Origin of the sequence: Pseudomonas sp. G11 (assembly GCF_029457515.1) — a bacterium.
Classification (GTDB): Bacteria; Pseudomonadota; Gammaproteobacteria; order Pseudomonadales; family Pseudomonadaceae; genus Aquipseudomonas; species Aquipseudomonas gorinensis.
On record NZ_CP120377.1, the window covers coordinates 7,400,749 to 7,416,623 of the forward strand.

The window sequence follows — 15,875 nt, forward strand, 5'->3', positions numbered from 1 at the left end:
TCAGCCGGCCAACACCTTGTTCAGTGTGGCGATCAGGGTTTCTTCATCCACCGGCTTGGTCAGGTAGTCCTTGGCGCCTTGGCGCGCGCCCCAGATCTTGTCGGTCTCCTGGTCCTTGGTGGTGATGATGATGATCGGAATACCGTTGGTTTCCGGCTCCTTGGACAGCTGGCGGGTCGCCTGGAAACCATTGAGGCCCGGCATCACGATGTCCATCAGGACCGCGTCGGGCTTTTCCTGGCGAGCCAGGGCCACACCGTCTGCGCCGTTTTCGGCCTTGAGGACCTGGTGGCCGTGCTTTTCCAGCATACCGGTCAGTTTGTACATTTCAGTCGGCGAATCGTCGACGATCAGAACGCGTGCCATGGTTTTCCCCACTACATTGGTCGGCGCCAGCCCTTGTGAGGTGACGTCAGTGTGCTTGTTCTACTGCGGCGAACCCAGGCACGTAGGCCTTGATCGCGCCCAGCAGTTCTTCCTTGCTGAAAGGCTTGGTCAAAAACTGATCAACTCCGACGATGCGCCCCTTGGCCTTGTCGAACAGGCCGTCCTTGGAGGAGAGCATGATCACCGGGATCGACTTGAACGCCGGGTTGTTCTTCACCAGGGCGCAGGTCTGATAGCCATCCAGGCGCGGCATCATGATGTCGACAAAGATAATGTGCGGGTGATGATCCACAATCCGAGCCAGGGCATCGAAACCGTCGATGGCCGTGATGACATCGCATCCCACATTCTTCAACAAGGTTTCGGCGGTGCGGCGGATCGTTTTCGAATCGTCGATCACCATCACTCTCAAGGCGTTGGAATGCTGTTCCATATCTGCTCTACCATCGCCACAGCGAATCGGTTTTCGGTGTGTACTGCCTGATGTTGCACAGGATGAGCGCCGCAAGCCTTGGAATTCAAGGGCTGCTGCGCCGTGGCAGTCTTTTTAGCACAGTCTCCGGGCGCAATCTATCGAGCAGCCTGCCAGGTGGTTTTTCCTTGACCCACAACAGCCGCAGCGCCACTCTGACGCCACTTTTATATGCCCTAATTTGCTAGAGGAAATCCCCCATGAGCGTTCGCGTCGGCATTGTCATGGACCCTATCGCCAGCATTTCCTATAAAAAGGACAGTTCGCTGGCCATGCTCCTGGCTGCCCAGGCCCGCGGCTGGAGCCTGTTCTATATGGAGCAGGGCGATCTGTATCAGGGCGACGGCGAGGCCCGCGCGCGCATGCGTCCGCTGCAAGTGTTCGCCAACCCTGATAGGTGGTTCGAGCTGCATGACGAAATCGATAGCCCCCTGAGCGATCTGGACGTGATCCTGATGCGCAAGGACCCGCCCTTCAATATGGAATTCGTCTATTCCACCTACCTGCTGGAGCAGGCCGAGCGCGCCGGCGTACTGATCGTCAACAAGCCGCAGAGCCTGCGCGACTGCAACGAAAAGCTGTTCGCCACGCTGTTCCCGCAGTGCACCCCGCCCACCGTCGTCAGCCGCCGCGCCGATGTGCTGCGTGAATTTGCCGACAAGCACGGTGATGTGATCTTCAAGCCGCTGGATGGCATGGGCGGCACGTCGATCTTCCGCCACAGCGCCGGCCACCCGAACCTGTCGGTGATTCTGGAAACCCTGACCGACCTGGGCACCCAGCAGATCATGGGCCAGGCCTACCTGCCCGCGATCAAGGATGGCGACAAGCGCATCCTGATGATCGACGGCGAGCCGGTCGATTACTGCCTGGCGCGTATCCCGGCGGCCGGCGAGACTCGCGGCAACCTGGCGGCCGGTGGTCGCGGTGAAGCGCGACCATTGTCGGACAAGGATCGCTGGATCGCTTCCCAGGTCGGCCCGACCCTGCGGGAAAAGGGCCTGCTGTTTGTAGGCCTAGACGTAATTGGTGAAAACCTCACCGAAATCAACGTCACCAGCCCAACCTGTATCCGCGAGATTGATAACGCATTTGGCACGAACATCGGCGAAATGTTGATGGCAGCGATTGAACGCAAGCTACAAGCCAAGTGACATAGAACAGCCGGACACCAACCAACATTGCGTTATCATGCGCCACCTGTGAAACGCGCGATGTTGGTTTTCTTGTCATGACACTCCCGTCCGAACTGCCCCCCGAACTCTCCCAACGCGGCGTGCGCCCGGCTGATCGGCTCGGATTTACCCTGTTTCTCGCGGCGTTGATCCACCTGGCCCTGATCCTGGGCGTGGGTTTCACCATGGTCGAGCCCAAGCAGATCAGTAAAACCCTGGAAATCACCCTCGCCACGTTCAAGAGCGAAAAGAAGCCCGAGAAGGCAGACTTTCTCGCCCAGGACAACCAGCAAGGCAGCGGCACCCTCGACAAGAAAGCCGTGCCGAAGACCACCGAGTTGGCGCCGTTCCAGGACAACCAGGTCAACAAAGTCACGCCGCCCCCGGCCCCCAAGCCCGAGGTCAAGCAGGCCGCGCCCAAGGCTGCCGTGACCACCGTCGCGCCAAAACCGCAGAAGGCTCCGACCCAACGCGAGAAAACCAAGACCGAGCCGCAGCCCGAACCGGTGAAACCGGCGCCCACCTTTGACAGCTCGCAACTCTCCGACCAGATTTCCAGCCTCGAAGCCGAACTGGCCAACGAACAACAGCTGTACGCCAAGCGCCCGCGCATCTACCGCCTGAACGCGGCCTCCACCATGCGCGACAAAGGTGCCTGGTATAAGGACGAATGGCGCAAGAAGGTCGAGCGCATCGGTAACCTCAATTACCCGGATGAAGCCCGGCGCCAGCAGATTTATGGCAATTTGCGCTTATTGGTGTCGATCAACCGCGACGGAACGTTATATGAGGTCCAGGTGCTGGAGTCGTCCGGCCAGCCGCTGCTGGACCAGGCCGCCCAGCGCATCGTGCGCCTGGCTGCGCCCTTTGCCCCGTTTACCGGGGACCTGAACGACGTCGACCGCCTGGAAATTATCCGCACCTGGAAGTTTGCCAAGGGCGATCGCCTCTCCAGCAACTGATAACACCCACCCTGCGGCGGGCTTGCCACAACAGGCAACTCCAGCTTGTCAGTTCGCCGCTCCAACGCCACACTAGCGGACATGAAAAATGTCGACCCGACCTACCTCAAGCACCAATTCCTGATCGCCATGCCCCATATGGCCGACCCGAACTTTGCGCAGACCTTGACCTACATCGTCGAGCACACGGCCAATGGTGCCATGGGGCTGGTGGTGAATCGCCCGCAAGAGCTCAACCTGGCCGATATCCTTGAGCAACTGCGCCCGGAGGTCGACCCACCGGCCCGCTGCCAAGGCGTGCCGATCTATACCGGCGGGCCGGTGCAGACCGATCGCGGCTTTGTATTGCACCCGAGCGGGCCGAAGTTCCAGGCCACGGTAGACCTCGAGGGGCTGTCGCTGTCGACGTCCCAGGACGTGCTGTTTGCCATTGCCGATGGCGTCGGCCCCGAGCAGAGCCTGATCACCCTCGGCTACGCCGGCTGGGAAGCCGGGCAACTGGAAGCCGAACTGGCCAGTAACGCCTGGCTGACCTGCCCGTACGACGCCGACATCCTGTTCAACACCGCCAGTGAGCTGCGCCTGGAAGCTGCCGCCGCCAAGCTGCGGGTCAACCTCAGCCTGCTCACCAGCCAGGCGGGGCACGCCTGATGGCCTTGCGTCTGATCCTCGGTTTTGACTACGGCACCAAACAGATCGGCGTTGCGGTCGGCCAGGTGATCACCGGCCAGGCCCGCGAGCTGTGCACCTTGAAAGCCCAGAATGGGGTGCCGGACTGGAACCAGGTCGAAGCCCTGATCAAGGAATGGAAACCCGACGCCGTCGTGGTTGGCCTGCCTTTGAACATGGACGGCACCCCCAGCGACATGTGCCTGCGCGCCGAGAAGTTCGCCCGCCGTCTTAACGGCCGCTACAACCTGCCTTTCTATACCCACGATGAACGCCTGACCACTTTCGAAGCCAAGGGTGAGCGACGTGACCGTGGCGGGCAAAAAGGCAGCTACCGCGACAACCCCGTGGACGCCATCGCCGCCGCCTTGCTGTTGCAGGGCTGGCTGGATGAAAACACCGCTTTATTTGAATCCTGACTGACGCGGCTTGCCGCGTCTTTTTACGTTTGAGCCCGGACCGCGCAGGCACCCCCGCCACGCAGGGCCTTGAAGGAGCCACCATGAGCCTGCCCAATCCCGCCGACCTGATCAGCCAGATGGCGATACGCCTCAAGGCCCATCTGGAACACCGTGCCATCAGCGAACCGCGCTTTATCGGCATTCGCACCGGCGGCGTATGGGTCGCCCAGGCACTGTTGAAGGAACTGGGCAGCGATTCGCCACTGGGCACCCTGGACGTGTCCTTCTACCGCGACGACTTCAGCCAGAACGGCCTGCACCCGCAGGTGCGTCCCTCGGCGCTGCCGTTCGAGATCGAAGGCCAGCATCTGGTGCTGATCGATGACGTACTGATGAGCGGCCGTACCATTCGCGCCGCCCTGAACGAACTGTTCGACTATGGCCGCCCGGCCAGTGTGACCCTGGTCTGCCTGCTCGACCTGGACGCCGGCGAATTGCCGATCAGCCCCGATGTGGTCGGCGCCACCCTGTCGCTTTCAGCCCACCAGCGGGTAAAATTGTCCGGTCCCACGCCGCTCGAACTCGAACTGCAAGACCTTGCCCTTTAAACCGCCTTGTAAAGAGTCCCCGCGATGACGCCTCTCGATGCCAAGCGCCCGCTGCAGCTCAATGCTCAGGGCCAGTTGCAACATTTCTTGTCCCTAGACGGTTTGCCCCGCGAACTGCTCACCGAAATCCTCGACACCGCCGACTCGTTCCTCGAGGTCGGTGGCCGCGCGGTGAAGAAGGTCCCGCTGCTACGCGGCAAGACCATCTGCAATGTGTTCTTCGAGAACTCCACCCGCACCCGCACCACCTTTGAACTGGCGGCCCAGCGACTGTCGGCCGACGTGATCACGTTGAACGTGTCCACCTCGTCGGCGAGCAAGGGCGAGACCCTGCTCGACACCCTGCGCAACCTGGAAGCCATGGCCGCCGATATGTTCGTCGTGCGCCACGGCGACTCCGGTGCCGCGCACTTCATCGCCGAACACGTGTGCCCGCAGGTAGCGATCATCAACGGTGGTGACGGCCGTCACGCCCACCCGACCCAGGGCATGCTCGACATGCTCACCATCCGTCGGCACAAGGGCAGCTTTGAAAACCTCTCGGTAGCCATCGTCGGCGACATCCTGCACTCGCGGGTGGCGCGCTCGAACATGCTGGCCCTGAAGACCCTGGGTTGCCCGGATATCCGCGTGATCGCGCCGAAAACCCTGCTGCCCGTGGGTATCGAGCAATATGGCGTGAAGGTCTACACCGACATGACCACCGGCCTCAAGGATGTGGACGTGGTGATCATGCTGCGCCTGCAACGCGAGCGCATGGCCGGTGGCCTGCTGCCCAGCGAAGGCGAGTTCTACCGCCTGTTCGGCCTGACCACCGCACGCCTGGCCGGCGCCAAGCCCGATGCGATCGTGATGCACCCGGGGCCGATCAACCGAGGGGTGGAGATTGAGTCGGCGGTGGCCGACGGTAACCAGTCGGTGATTCTCAACCAGGTCACCTATGGCATCGCCGTGCGCATGGCGGTGTTGTCCATGGCCATGAGCGGGCAAACCGCGCAACGTCAATTCGAGCAGGAGAAGGCCCAGTGAAGCTCAGCATTCTCGGCGCCCGAGTCATCGATCCAGCCAGTGGCCTGGATCAAGTTACCGATCTTCATCTGGAAGCCGGCAAGATCATCGCCATCGGTGCGGCACCCAGCGGGTTCACCGCGGTCGAGACCATCGATGCCAAAGGCTTGGTGGCCGCGCCTGGCCTGGTTGACCTGAACGTCGCCCTGCGCGAGCCGGGTTACAGCCGCAAGGGCAACATTACCAGCGAAACCCGCGCCGCCGCTGCCGGTGGCGTGACCAGCCTGTGTTGCCCGCCGCACACCAAGCCGGTACTGGACACCTCGGCCGTGACCGAACTGATCCTCGACCGCGCCCGTGAGGCCGGTAATTGCAAAGTGTTTCCCATCGGCGCCCTGAGCAAGGGCCTGGAAGGTGAACAACTCGCCGAGCTGATCGCCCTGCGTGACGCCGGTTGCGTGGCCTTCGGCAACGGGCTGGAGAGTTTTCGCAGCACTCGCACCTTGTGCCGCGCCCTGGAATACGCAGCGACCTTCGACCTGACCGTTATTTTCCACTCCCAGGACCGCGACCTGGCCGAAGGTGGACTGGCCCATGAGGGCGCCGTCGCCAGCTTCCTCGGCCTGCCGGGCATTCCGGAAACCGCTGAAACCGTCGCCCTGGCCCGCGACCTGTTGCTGGTGGAGCAAAGCGGTGTACGCGCGCACTTCAGCCAGCTGACCAGTGCTCGCGGCGTCGCCCTGATCGCCCAGGCCCAGGCCCGTGGCCTGCCAGTGACGGCGGATGTGGCGCTGTACCAGTTGATCCTGACGGACGAGGCGCTGATCGACTTCTCCAGCCTGTATCACGTGCAACCGCCGCTGCGTACCCGTGCCGACCGTGACGGTTTACGTGCCGCAGTGAAGTCTGGCGTGGTCTCGGCCATTTCCAGCCATCACCAACCCCACGAGCGCGATGCCAAGCTGGCGCCGTTTGGCGCAACAGAGCCGGGTATCAGCAGCGTAGAGTTGTTGCTGCCACTGGCGATGACCTTGGTGGAGGATGGCTTGCTGGACCTGCCGACACTGCTGGCACGCCTGAGCGCAGGCCCGGCCGAGGCCTTGCGCCTGCCGGCGGGTAAGTTGGCGGTAGGTGCTGCGGCAGACCTGGTGCTGTTTGATCCAGCCAGCTCGACGATTGCCGGCGAGCACTGGTTGTCCAAGGGTGAAAACTGCCCGTTCATCGGCCATAGCCTGCCGGCGACGGTACGCTACACCCTGGTGGATGGGCGGATCAGCTACCAGGCCTGAAGCAGGCACGGTCAATGTGGGAGGCAAGCCCCCTCCCACATTGAGTTCGCTATAAGGTCTGAGAAATCAGCGCCCGCCTCTCAGCTCGGCATTGCGGATCGAAATCTGCGTATTCAACGTCCAGAAGTCATACAGCACCCCCACCAGGAACAAACCTCCGGTCAGCAGGTAGATCAGGCCGGTGATCCATTTGCCCTGGTACATCCGGTGCACACCGAATACCCCGAGAAACGTCAACAGAATCCACGCCACGTTGTATTCGATCGGCCCGGCGGTAAAACGCAGGTCGGCCTCACGGTCCATGGCCGGGATGAGGAACAGGTCGATCAGCCAGCCAATACCGAGCAAGCCGAAGGTGAAAAACCAGATCGTGCCGGTCACCGGCTTGCCGTAATAGAAGCGGTGCGAGCCGGTAAACCCGAAAATCCAGAGCAGGTAACCGATCACCTTGCTGTGGGTGTCTTGCTGCGAACCAAGCTGTTGATAGGTGTTCATGGAGTACCTCTTTTGCCTTGATAGATAAATTTTTTCACTTTATTTGTGACTTTTTTACGGGCGCCCGACGTACGGCCAATGGTATCTTCCCTCCCCTGAAAGCCTTATGCCACCTGACTTGTGTAGGACAATTGCGGCGATTCGTCGCGTTTTTCCTGGATTTGACCCCAAGGTTCAGTCGACAAACGGCCTGAGAACGACACAAAAAGCTGTTATAAAGTTGCGCGCAAACCCATAAGAGCCACGCCTAATGCGACCATTTTTCAAGACATGGCTAACCATTTGCCTATTAATGCCACTGGCCGCCCACGCCACCAATCGTGAGCAACGACTTCCTAACGTAAACGGTTTCACCCCTAAAGTTCACAGCACACCAAGCACGGCCAAATCAGCCAAGCCTACTGTCAGCCGCCCGACTCAACTGAGCAAGGCCCACGGCAAAACCACCCCAGGCCTGATGGCAGCCAACACCAAACAAAGCAGCACCGTCCTCAGCCGCGCCGTCAACGTGCTCGGTACTCCTTATCGTTGGGGCGGCAGCAGCCCAAGTAAAGGGTTCGACTGCAGCGGTTTGGTGAAATATGCGTTTAACGACGTAGCGGCCGTGGATTTGCCGCGCACCTCCAACGCCATGGCCGCCGGCCACGGGCAAAAGGTTGAGCGCAAGGATTTGAAACCGGGCGACCTGTTGTTCTTCAAACTCAAGAGCCGCAAGGTCAACCACGTTGCCATCTACTTGGGCAACGACCGCTTTATCCACGCACCACGCCGTGGCAAGTCGGTCAGCATCGACACCCTGAAAAAGCCGTTCTGGGACAAGAACTACGTGATTGCCAAGCGGGTTCTGCCAAAAGAGCAGAACACCTTGCGGGTAGTCCAACGCTGATCCAAAGCTGGAATGCAGTAATAAATGTGGGAGGGGGCTTGCCCCCGATAGCAGAGTGTCAGTCGACATCAAAGTGACTGATCCACCGCTATCGGGGGCAAGCCCCCTCCCACATTTGATTTGTACTGTCCACAAGCCCTCAGATATCCCCAGGTACCCTCGCCTTCTCCCGCGCCTCTTCCCGACTGATCACGCCTTCCGTGACCAACGCCTTCAAACTCATATCCAAGGTTTTCATCCCCAACGCTGCACCGGTCTGAATCGCCGAGACCATCTGCGCCACCTTGTCTTCGCGGATCAAGTTACGGATGGCTGGCGTGCCCAACATGATTTCATGGGCGGCCACCCGCCCACCGCCGAGCTTCTTGACCAACACCTGTGACACCACCGCTTGCAGCGACTCAGACAGCATGGTGCGGACCATGGCCTTTTCCCCCGCCGGGAACACGTCCACCAGCCTGTCCACGGTCTTTGCCGCCGAGGTGGTGTGCAGGGTGCCAAAGACCAGGTGGCCGGTCTCAGCGGCCGTCAGCGCCAGGCGAATGGTTTCCAGGTCGCGCAATTCGCCCACAAGGATCACATCCGGGTCTTCCCGCAGGGCCGAACGCAGGGCGGTGGAAAAACTGTGGGTGTCGCGGTGGACCTGACGCTGGTTGATCAGGGCCATTTTCGGCGTATGGATAAACTCGATAGGGTCTTCGAGGGTGAGGATGTGCTGGCGCCGATGCTGATTGAGGTAGTCGATCATCGCCGCCAGGGTGGTGGACTTGCCGGAGCCGGTGGGCCCGGTCACCAGTACCAGGCCGCGCGGCAACTGGGCAATACGCTGGAACACCTCCCCCAGGCCAAGGGCTTCCAAGCTCTGGACCTCGGCTGCAAGCGTGCGAAACACCGCCCCCATACCGCGCGCCTGCTGAAATACATTGACCCGGAACCGCGCCACACCGGGCAGTTCGAAGGCAAAATCCGTTTCAAGAGATGTTTCGAAATCCTTTTGTTGGTATTGGTTGAGCAAAGGGCTCAATAAGTTAGCCACTTGGGCAGGTGCCAGTACCGGCCAATCCAACGGCCATACCTCACCGTCCACCCGCAGCATCGGCGCCAGGCCAGCCGACAGATGCAGGTCGGAGGCGCCCTGGCGTACGCTGTGCGCCAGTAATTCAGTGATATCCATAGGGCTTTCCATTTCCAGTAGAATGCCGCGGACTCCATATCCACGGGCGCATCTTGAATGTCGACGATAGCAGACAACATCGGCCTGGTTAGCGAGCGGATCCGCGCCGCAGCCAACGCCGTGCAACGTGACGCAAACAGCATCCACCTGCTGGCCGTGAGCAAGACCAAACCCGCGCAAGCCGTGCGCGAAGCCTATGCCGCCGGCATGCGCGACTTCGGTGAGAACTACCTGCAGGAAGCATTGGGCAAACAGGCCGAATTAACCGACCTGCCCTTGAGTTGGCACTTCATCGGCCCCATTCAATCGAACAAGACTCGTGCGATCGCCGAGAATTTCGCTTGGGTGCATTCCGTGGACCGCCTGAAAATCGCACAACGCCTCTCCGAACAACGCCCGGCTGACCTGCCGCCACTGAATATCTGCATCCAGGTCAACGTCAGTGGCGAGGCCAGCAAATCCGGCTGTACTCCCGCCGACCTGCCGGCCCTGGCCAACGCCATCAGCGCCCTGCCGCGCTTGAAGCTGCGCGGCCTGATGGCGATCCCCGAGCCGACGGAAGATCGAACCGCTCAAGATGCAGCGTTCGCCACCGTGCGTGACCTGCAAGCCAGCCTGAACCTGCCGCTGGACACACTTTCCATGGGCATGAGCCATGACCTTGAGTCGGCCATCGCCCAAGGTGCCACCTGGGTGCGGATCGGCACCGCCCTGTTTGGCGCCCGCGATTATGGCCAGCCGTGAAATGGCTGATCTCCCACTGAATAAGGACCTGTCATGAGCAACACGCGTATTGCCTTTATCGGCGCCGGTAACATGGCGGCCAGCCTGATTGGCGGCCTGCGGGCCAAGGGCCTGCAAGCCCAACAGATTCGCGCCAGCGACCCGGGCGCCGAGACCCGCGCCCGCGTCAGCGCCGAGCACGGTATCGACACGTTCGCCGACAACGCCGAGGCCATCCAGGGCGTCGACGTGGTCGTGCTGGCGGTCAAGCCGCAGGCCATGAAGGCCGTGTGCGAAAGCCTGCGCCCAAGCCTGCAACCCCATCAACTGGTGGTGTCCATCGCCGCCGGCATCACTTGCGCCAGCATGAACAACTGGCTCGGCGCCCAGCCGATCGTACGCTGCATGCCCAACACCCCGGCGCTGCTGCGCAAGGGTGTGAGCGGTTTGTACGCCACGTCCGAAGTGACCGCCCAACAGCGCGACCAGGCCCAGGAACTGCTGTCCGCCGTGGGCATCGCCTTGTGGCTGGAACAGGAACAGCAACTGGATGCGGTCACCGCCGTGTCCGGCAGCGGTCCGGCGTACTTTTTCCTGCTGATCGAAGCCATGACCGCCGCCGGCGTGAAATTGGGCCTGCCCCAGGAAGTCGCCGAGCAACTGGCCGAGCAAACCGCCCTGGGCGCCGCGCAGATGGCCGTGACCAGCGAAGTGGATGCCGCCGAGCTGCGCCGTCGCGTGACCTCCCCAGGCGGCACCACGCAAGCCGCTATCGAATCGTTGCAGGCCGGGGGGTTTGAAGCCCTGGTGGAAAAAGCTCTCGGCGCCGCTGCGCACCGTTCGGCTGAAATGGCCGAACAACTGGGCCAATAGTCGTCCCTTACAAAGGAATAAATGATGCTTGGACTCAATGACGCTGTGATCTTCATCATCCAGACCCTGGGCAGCCTGTACCTGCTGGTCGTGCTGATGCGTTTTATCCTGCAACTGGTGCGGGCGAACTTCTACAACCCGCTGTGCCAATTCGTGGTGAAGGCCACGCAACCACTGCTCAAGCCCCTGCGCCGGGTGGTCCCGAGCATGTTCGGCCTGGACATGTCCTCGTTGGTGCTGGCGCTGCTGCTGCAGATCCTGCTGTTTGCGGTCATCCTGATGCTCAAGGGCTACTTGCCCAAAACCTTGCTGTTGCTGCCGTGGGCACTGATTGGCGTGTTCTCGCTGTTCTTGAAGATCCTGTTCTGGTCGATGATCATCAGCGTGATTCTGTCGTGGGTGGCACCGGGCAGCCGCAGCCCGGGGGCTGAGCTGGTGGCGCAGATCACTGAGCCGGTGCTGGCGCCGTTCCGTCGTTTGATTCCCAACCTGGGTGGCCTGGATATCTCGCCGATTTTCGCGTTCATTGCGATCCAGCTCCTGCAAAGCTGGGCGATTCCATACTTGGCGGACTTCGTCGCCATGCCGCCGCTGTTGTTTGGCCTGATCTGATCCTCCCTCGGATGATCGTTCTCACGCCCTGCGCGAGAACGATCTCCCACTCCCCTCCGGCCTTTGCTTGCCGCTGGGTGCAGCGGTCTTTAGACTTACGCCTCATTTAAACGAGAGCAGGGTCGATGCCAACTGCCTTCCCCCCCGATTCTGTTGGACTGGTCGTGCCCCAAGTGGCGCACTTCAGCGAACCGCTGGCCCTGGCCTGCGGCCGTTCGCTGCCTGCCTATGACCTGATCTATGAAACCTACGGCCAACTGAACGCCACGGCGAGCAACGCCGTGCTGATTTGTCACGCCTTGTCCGGCCATCATCACGCCGCCGGTTTCCACAGTGCCGACGAGCGCAAGCCGGGCTGGTGGGACAGCTGCATCGGCCCCGGCAAGCCCATCGATACCAACAAGTTCTTCGTGGTCAGCCTGAATAACCTCGGCGGCTGCAACGGCTCCACCGGCCCCAGCAGCCTCAACCCGGAAACCGGCAAGCCGTTCGGCGCGGACTTCCCGGTGCTGACCGTGGAAGACTGGGTCCACAGCCAGGCCCGCCTGGCCGACCTGCTGGGCATCCAGCAATGGGCCGCCGTGATCGGCGGCAGCCTGGGCGGCATGCAGGCGCTGCAATGGACCATCACCTACCCGGATCGCGTGCGCCATTGCCTGGCGATCGCCTCGGCGCCCAAGTTGTCGGCGCAGAACATCGCCTTCAACGAAGTGGCCCGCCAGGCGATCCTGACCGACCCCGATTTTCACGGCGGTTCGTTCCAGGAAGCGGGCGTGATCCCCAAGCGTGGGCTGATGCTGGCGCGGATGGTCGGGCATATCACTTATCTGTCCGATGATTCCATGGGCGAAAAATTCGGCCGTGGCCTCAAGAGCGAGAAGCTCAACTACGACTTCCACAGCGTCGAATTCCAGGTGGAGAGCTACCTGCGTTATCAGGGCGAGGAGTTCTCCGGGCGTTTCGATGCCAACACCTACCTGCTGATGACCAAGGCCCTGGACTATTTCGACCCGGCGGCGAACTTCAACGATGACCTGGCGAAAACCTTCGAAGGTGCCAAGGCCAAATTCTGCGTGATGTCGTTCACCACCGACTGGCGCTTCTCGCCTGCCCGCTCGCGGGAACTGGTGGATGCCTTGATGGCAGCGAAGAAAGACGTCTGCTACCTGGAAATCGATGCTCCGCAAGGCCACGACGCCTTCCTGATCCCGATCCCTCGTTATCTGCAGGCGTTCAGGAACTACATGAACCGCATTACTCTGTGAGAACGCCATGAGAGCCGACCTGGAAATCATCCAAGACTGGATACCCGCCGGCAGCCGTGTGCTCGACCTTGGCTGCGGCGATGGCGAACTGCTGAGCTGGCTGCGCGACAACAAGCAGGTCACCGGCTACGGCCTGGAAAACGACCCGGACAACATCGCCCAGTGCGTGGCCAAGGGCATCAACGTGATCGAGCAGGACCTGGACAAGGGCCTGGGCAACTTTGCCAGCAACAGCTTCGACGTCGTCGTGATGACACAGGCCCTGCAAGCGGTGCATTACCCGGACCGCATCCTCGACGAGATGCTACGCGTCGGCCGCCAGTGCATCATCACCTTCCCCAACTTCGGGCACTGGCGCTGCCGCTGGTACCTGGCCACCAAGGGCCGCATGCCGGTATCGGATTTCCTGCCTTACACTTGGTACAACACGCCGAACATCCACTTCTGCACGTTCGAAGACTTCGAAGCGCTGTGCGGCGAACGCAAAGCCAAGGTGATCAACCGCCTTGCCGTCGATCAACAGCATCGCCACGGCTGGGCGAGTAAGCTATGGCCTAATTTGTTGGGTGAGATTGGGATTTACCGGGTCAGCAGTCCTGGTCTGACGGACCATAAGATTGCCGTCTAACTATTTTTAAGGAGGACGATCATGAGTCGCCTGGCTGTTTTTCTACTCACCGCGTGCCTGGGCGTCAGCGCCATGGCCGCCGACCCTATCGACAGTAAACGCCAGAAAGAATTTGGCGATATCACCGTACACTACAACACCTTCACCTCCAGCTTCCTGCAGCCCGACACGGCCCAGGCGGTTGGCGTGGTACGCAGCAAAAACAAGGGGCTGATCAACGTGACCGTGATCAAGGGCGTGACGCCCGTGGCCGCGCAAGTCACCGGCACGGTCAAAGACCTGAGCGGCAGGAGCGAAATCCTGACGTTCAAGCAGATTACCGAGAAAGGTGCGATCTATTACCTCGCGCCCTACAACGTGCCGCAACAAGAAATGCGGGTTTTCACCATCAATGTTGAAACCGGCGGCAAGGCCCATGGTTTCCAATTCAACCAGGAACTGTTTCCGGCGGACTGATGAACCTGACTCAACTCGTGCTGGCCAGCCATAACGCCGGCAAACTCAAAGAACTCCAGGCCATGCTCGGCGAATCCGTGCAACTGCGCTCGATCGGTGAGTTCAGCCAGGTGGAACCGGAAGAAACTGGCCTGTCGTTCGTCGAGAACGCCATCCTCAAGGCGCGCAATGCTGCACGCATCTCGGGCCTGCCGGCGTTGGCCGATGATTCGGGCCTGGCGGTGGACTTCCTCGGCGGCGCTCCGGGTATCTATTCCGCGCGCTATGCCGACGGCAAGGGTGACGCGGCCAACAACGCCAAGCTGCTGGACGCCCTCAAGGAAGTACCGGACGCCGAGCGCGGTGCGCAGTTCGTCTGCGTGCTGGCTCTGGTGCGACATGCCGACGACCCGCTGCCGATCCTTTGCGAAGGCCTGTGGCACGGGCGCATCCTGCATGCGGCCAGCGGCGAGCATGGGTTTGGTTACGACCCGCTGTTCTGGGTGCCGGAGCGCAATGTCTCCAGCGCCGAACTGAGCCCGGCCGACAAAAACCAGATCAGCCACCGCGCCCGCGCCATGGCTTTGCTGCGCCAGCGCCTGGGCTTGAAATGACCCAGAACACCTCCGCGCAGCCGCTGATCCACGGCGGCGCGCAAACACCAAGGGCGGCGTTGCCGGTGCTGCCGCCCCTGGCGCTGTATATCCACATCCCGTGGTGCGTGCGCAAATGCCCTTATTGCGACTTCAACTCCCACACCGCCAGCCCCGTGTTGCCGGAAGAAGAGTACGTCGACGCGCTGCTGGCCGACCTCGATCAGGACCTGCACGCGGTGTACGGCCGTGAACTGAGTTCGATCTTCTTCGGCGGTGGCACCCCGAGCCTGTTCAGCGCCGCCGCGCTGGGTCGCCTGCTCAAGGGGGTTGAAGCACGCATCCCGTTTGCCGACGACATCGAGATCACCCTGGAAGCCAACCCCGGAACGTTCGAGCAAGAGAAGTTCGTGGCTTACCGCAAGCTGGGGATCAATCGCCTGTCCATCGGCATCCAGAGCTTCCAGCAGGAAAAACTCGCAGCCCTGGGCCGCATCCACAACGGCGATGAAGCCATGCGCGCCGCCGGCATGGCGCGCCAGGCCGGGTTCGACAACTTCAACCTGGACCTGATGCACGGTTTGCCCGATCAGTCCCTGGATGACGCCTTGGGCGACCTGCGCCAGGCCATCGCGCTCAAGCCGACCCATTTGTCGTGGTACCAGCTGACCCTGGAGCCCAACACCGTCTTCTGGAACCAGCCGCCGACGCTACCGGAAGACGATACCTTGTGGGATATCCAGGAAGCCGGCCAGGCGCTGCTGGCCGAACACGGTTACGCGCAATATGAAGTCTCAGCCTATGCGCAACCGGGGCGTGCGGCGCGACATAACCTCAACTACTGGAGCTTTGGTGACTTTATCGGCATCGGTGCCGGCGCCCACGGCAAGCTCAGCCACCCGAATGGACGCATCGTGCGTACCTGGAAGACCCGCGCGCCGAAGGACTACCTCAACCCGGCCAAAAGCTTTCAGGCTGGCGCGAAGGAACTGACCAACGAAGAATTGCCGTTCGAGTTCCTGATGAACGCCCTGCGCCTCACCGAAGGCGTCGAGGCCAAGCTCTATGCCGAGCGCACCGGCCTCGACCTGGCCAGCCTCGATGAGGCCCGGCGCGAGGCAGAACAAAGTGGCTTAATGCAGGTCGAACCGTCACGCCTGGTGGCCACCGACCGCGGGCAACTCTTTCTCAATGACCTGTTGCAGAAGTTTTTGAGCTGA

At 61.4% G+C, this 15,875-nt stretch carries 20 protein-coding genes; 16 read left to right on the top strand and 4 right to left on the bottom strand.

Annotation, left to right across the window (positions count from 1 at the left end):
• Complete coding sequence (gene pilH, locus P2T68_RS34120) at nucleotides 1-366, bottom strand: twitching motility response regulator PilH (RefSeq protein ID WP_014720320.1); 366 nt, start codon at nucleotides 364-366, stop codon at nucleotides 1-3.
• 46 nt (nucleotides 367-412) lie between these two features.
• Nucleotides 413-820: a twitching motility response regulator PilG gene (gene pilG / locus P2T68_RS34125; protein WP_010564379.1), complete on the bottom strand. Its 408-nt coding sequence runs from the start codon at nucleotides 818-820 to the stop codon at nucleotides 413-415.
• A 239-nt stretch (nucleotides 821-1,059) separates the two neighbouring features.
• Between pilG and gshB the strand changes: the two genes are divergently transcribed.
• From gshB to P2T68_RS34160, 7 genes are all read left to right on the top strand, one after another.
• Nucleotides 1,060-2,013: a glutathione synthase gene (gshB, locus tag P2T68_RS34130; protein ID WP_069077201.1), complete on the top strand. Its 954-nt coding sequence runs from the start codon at nucleotides 1,060-1,062 to the stop codon at nucleotides 2,011-2,013.
• 77 nt (nucleotides 2,014-2,090) lie between these two features.
• Nucleotides 2,091-2,996, top strand: a complete 906-nt coding sequence (locus P2T68_RS34135; protein ID WP_024077898.1) for an energy transducer TonB — start codon at nucleotides 2,091-2,093, stop codon at nucleotides 2,994-2,996.
• Nucleotides 2,997-3,077: 81 nt separating this feature from the next.
• The gene (locus tag P2T68_RS34140; RefSeq protein ID WP_069077200.1) at nucleotides 3,078-3,647 is read left to right on the top strand and encodes a YqgE/AlgH family protein; all 570 of its coding nucleotides are present in this window, start codon (nucleotides 3,078-3,080) and stop codon (nucleotides 3,645-3,647) included.
• Nucleotides 3,647-4,084 (top strand): Holliday junction resolvase RuvX, encoded by a 438-nt coding sequence (gene ruvX / locus P2T68_RS34145; RefSeq protein WP_003195067.1) that lies wholly within the window; start codon nucleotides 3,647-3,649, stop codon nucleotides 4,082-4,084. Before P2T68_RS34140 ends, ruvX begins: the two co-directional genes overlap by 1 nt.
• An 83-nt stretch (nucleotides 4,085-4,167) precedes the next feature.
• Nucleotides 4,168-4,674 carry a bifunctional pyr operon transcriptional regulator/uracil phosphoribosyltransferase PyrR gene (gene pyrR, locus P2T68_RS34150; RefSeq protein WP_024077900.1) on the top strand — a complete coding sequence of 169 codons (507 nt, stop codon included), beginning with the start codon at nucleotides 4,168-4,170 and terminating at the stop codon, nucleotides 4,672-4,674.
• Nucleotides 4,675-4,698: 24 nt separating this feature from the next.
• A complete protein-coding gene (locus tag P2T68_RS34155) occupies nucleotides 4,699-5,703 on the top strand; it encodes an aspartate carbamoyltransferase catalytic subunit (protein WP_024077901.1) in 1,005 nt (334 codons plus the stop codon).
• Nucleotides 5,700-6,971 (top strand): dihydroorotase, encoded by a 1,272-nt coding sequence (locus tag P2T68_RS34160; protein ID WP_024077902.1) that lies wholly within the window; start codon nucleotides 5,700-5,702, stop codon nucleotides 6,969-6,971. The genes P2T68_RS34155 and P2T68_RS34160 overlap by 4 nt, the downstream gene beginning before the upstream one ends.
• A 66-nt stretch (nucleotides 6,972-7,037) precedes the next feature.
• Here the strand turns inward: P2T68_RS34160 and P2T68_RS34165 are convergent, their stop codons facing one another.
• Nucleotides 7,038-7,466 carry a TM2 domain-containing protein gene (locus P2T68_RS34165; protein ID WP_024077903.1) on the bottom strand — a complete coding sequence of 143 codons (429 nt, stop codon included), beginning with the start codon at nucleotides 7,464-7,466 and terminating at the stop codon, nucleotides 7,038-7,040.
• Between the two features lie 250 nt (nucleotides 7,467-7,716).
• On the opposite strand from P2T68_RS34165, the gene P2T68_RS34170 reads away from it, so the two are divergent.
• Nucleotides 7,717-8,352, top strand: a complete 636-nt coding sequence (locus P2T68_RS34170; RefSeq protein ID WP_024077904.1) for a C40 family peptidase — start codon at nucleotides 7,717-7,719, stop codon at nucleotides 8,350-8,352.
• Nucleotides 8,353-8,491: 139 nt separating this feature from the next.
• Here the strand turns inward: P2T68_RS34170 and P2T68_RS34175 are convergent, their stop codons facing one another.
• Nucleotides 8,492-9,526 (bottom strand): type IV pilus twitching motility protein PilT, encoded by a 1,035-nt coding sequence (locus tag P2T68_RS34175; protein WP_069077198.1) that lies wholly within the window; start codon nucleotides 9,524-9,526, stop codon nucleotides 8,492-8,494.
• A 57-nt stretch (nucleotides 9,527-9,583) separates the two neighbouring features.
• Between P2T68_RS34175 and P2T68_RS34180 the strand changes: the two genes are divergently transcribed.
• The 8 genes from P2T68_RS34180 to hemW all read left to right on the top strand — a co-directional run bounded on the left by P2T68_RS34180 (nucleotide 9,584) and on the right by hemW (nucleotide 15,875).
• Entirely contained in the window at nucleotides 9,584-10,270 is a 687-nt protein-coding gene (locus P2T68_RS34180) for a YggS family pyridoxal phosphate-dependent enzyme (RefSeq protein ID WP_024077906.1), read from the top strand.
• A gap of 33 nt (nucleotides 10,271-10,303) precedes the next feature.
• Nucleotides 10,304-11,122, top strand: coding sequence for a pyrroline-5-carboxylate reductase (gene proC, locus P2T68_RS34185; protein WP_277378860.1), 819 nt, complete (start codon nucleotides 10,304-10,306; stop codon nucleotides 11,120-11,122).
• Between the two features lie 24 nt (nucleotides 11,123-11,146).
• Entirely contained in the window at nucleotides 11,147-11,734 is a 588-nt protein-coding gene (locus P2T68_RS34190; RefSeq protein ID WP_024077908.1) for a YggT family protein, read from the top strand.
• A gap of 125 nt (nucleotides 11,735-11,859) precedes the next feature.
• On the top strand, nucleotides 11,860-12,999 hold the full coding sequence (locus tag P2T68_RS34195) for a homoserine O-acetyltransferase (RefSeq protein ID WP_024077909.1): 1,140 nt from the start codon (nucleotides 11,860-11,862) through the stop codon (nucleotides 12,997-12,999).
• Nucleotides 13,000-13,006: 7 nt separating this feature from the next.
• A complete protein-coding gene (gene metW / locus P2T68_RS34200) occupies nucleotides 13,007-13,627 on the top strand; it encodes a methionine biosynthesis protein MetW (RefSeq protein WP_024077910.1) in 621 nt (206 codons plus the stop codon).
• Between the two features lie 21 nt (nucleotides 13,628-13,648).
• Nucleotides 13,649-14,083, top strand: a complete 435-nt coding sequence (locus P2T68_RS34205) for a DUF4426 domain-containing protein (protein ID WP_024077911.1) — start codon at nucleotides 13,649-13,651, stop codon at nucleotides 14,081-14,083.
• Entirely contained in the window at nucleotides 14,080-14,676 is a 597-nt protein-coding gene (gene rdgB, locus P2T68_RS34210; RefSeq protein ID WP_162163625.1) for an RdgB/HAM1 family non-canonical purine NTP pyrophosphatase, read from the top strand. Before P2T68_RS34205 ends, rdgB begins: the two co-directional genes overlap by 4 nt.
• Entirely contained in the window at nucleotides 14,673-15,875 is a 1,203-nt protein-coding gene (gene hemW / locus P2T68_RS34215) for a radical SAM family heme chaperone HemW (RefSeq protein WP_069077197.1), read from the top strand. The genes rdgB and hemW overlap by 4 nt, the downstream gene beginning before the upstream one ends.

Bases quoted from the DNA above. Each gene is read 5' to 3' on its own strand.
- gshB (WP_069077201.1), top strand. From the start codon at position 1,060: ATGAGCGTTCGCGTCGGCATTGTCATGGACCCTATCGCCAGCATTTCC.
- pyrR (WP_024077900.1), top strand. From the start codon at position 4,168: ATGAGCCTGCCCAATCCCGCCGACCTGATCAGCCAGATGGCGATACGC.
- metW (WP_024077910.1), top strand. From the start codon at position 13,007: ATGAGAGCCGACCTGGAAATCATCCAAGACTGGATACCCGCCGGCAGC.
- P2T68_RS34170 (WP_024077904.1), top strand. From the start codon at position 7,717: ATGCGACCATTTTTCAAGACATGGCTAACCATTTGCCTATTAATGCCA.
- P2T68_RS34175 (WP_069077198.1), bottom strand. From the start codon at position 9,526: ATGGATATCACTGAATTACTGGCGCACAGCGTACGCCAGGGCGCCTCC.
- proC (WP_277378860.1), top strand. From the start codon at position 10,304: ATGAGCAACACGCGTATTGCCTTTATCGGCGCCGGTAACATGGCGGCC.
- P2T68_RS34135 (WP_024077898.1), top strand. From the start codon at position 2,091: ATGACACTCCCGTCCGAACTGCCCCCCGAACTCTCCCAACGCGGCGTG.
- P2T68_RS34155 (WP_024077901.1), top strand. From the start codon at position 4,699: ATGACGCCTCTCGATGCCAAGCGCCCGCTGCAGCTCAATGCTCAGGGC.
- hemW (WP_069077197.1), top strand. From the start codon at position 14,673: ATGACCCAGAACACCTCCGCGCAGCCGCTGATCCACGGCGGCGCGCAA.
- ruvX (WP_003195067.1), top strand. From the start codon at position 3,647: ATGGCCTTGCGTCTGATCCTCGGTTTTGACTACGGCACCAAACAGATC.
- P2T68_RS34205 (WP_024077911.1), top strand. From the start codon at position 13,649: ATGAGTCGCCTGGCTGTTTTTCTACTCACCGCGTGCCTGGGCGTCAGC.
- P2T68_RS34180 (WP_024077906.1), top strand. From the start codon at position 9,584: ATGTCGACGATAGCAGACAACATCGGCCTGGTTAGCGAGCGGATCCGC.
- P2T68_RS34190 (WP_024077908.1), top strand. From the start codon at position 11,147: ATGCTTGGACTCAATGACGCTGTGATCTTCATCATCCAGACCCTGGGC.
- pilH (WP_014720320.1), bottom strand. From the start codon at position 366: ATGGCACGCGTTCTGATCGTCGACGATTCGCCGACTGAAATGTACAAA.
- pilG (WP_010564379.1), bottom strand. From the start codon at position 820: ATGGAACAGCATTCCAACGCCTTGAGAGTGATGGTGATCGACGATTCG.
- P2T68_RS34165 (WP_024077903.1), bottom strand. From the start codon at position 7,466: ATGAACACCTATCAACAGCTTGGTTCGCAGCAAGACACCCACAGCAAG.
- P2T68_RS34195 (WP_024077909.1), top strand. From the start codon at position 11,860: ATGCCAACTGCCTTCCCCCCCGATTCTGTTGGACTGGTCGTGCCCCAA.
- P2T68_RS34140 (WP_069077200.1), top strand. From the start codon at position 3,078: ATGAAAAATGTCGACCCGACCTACCTCAAGCACCAATTCCTGATCGCC.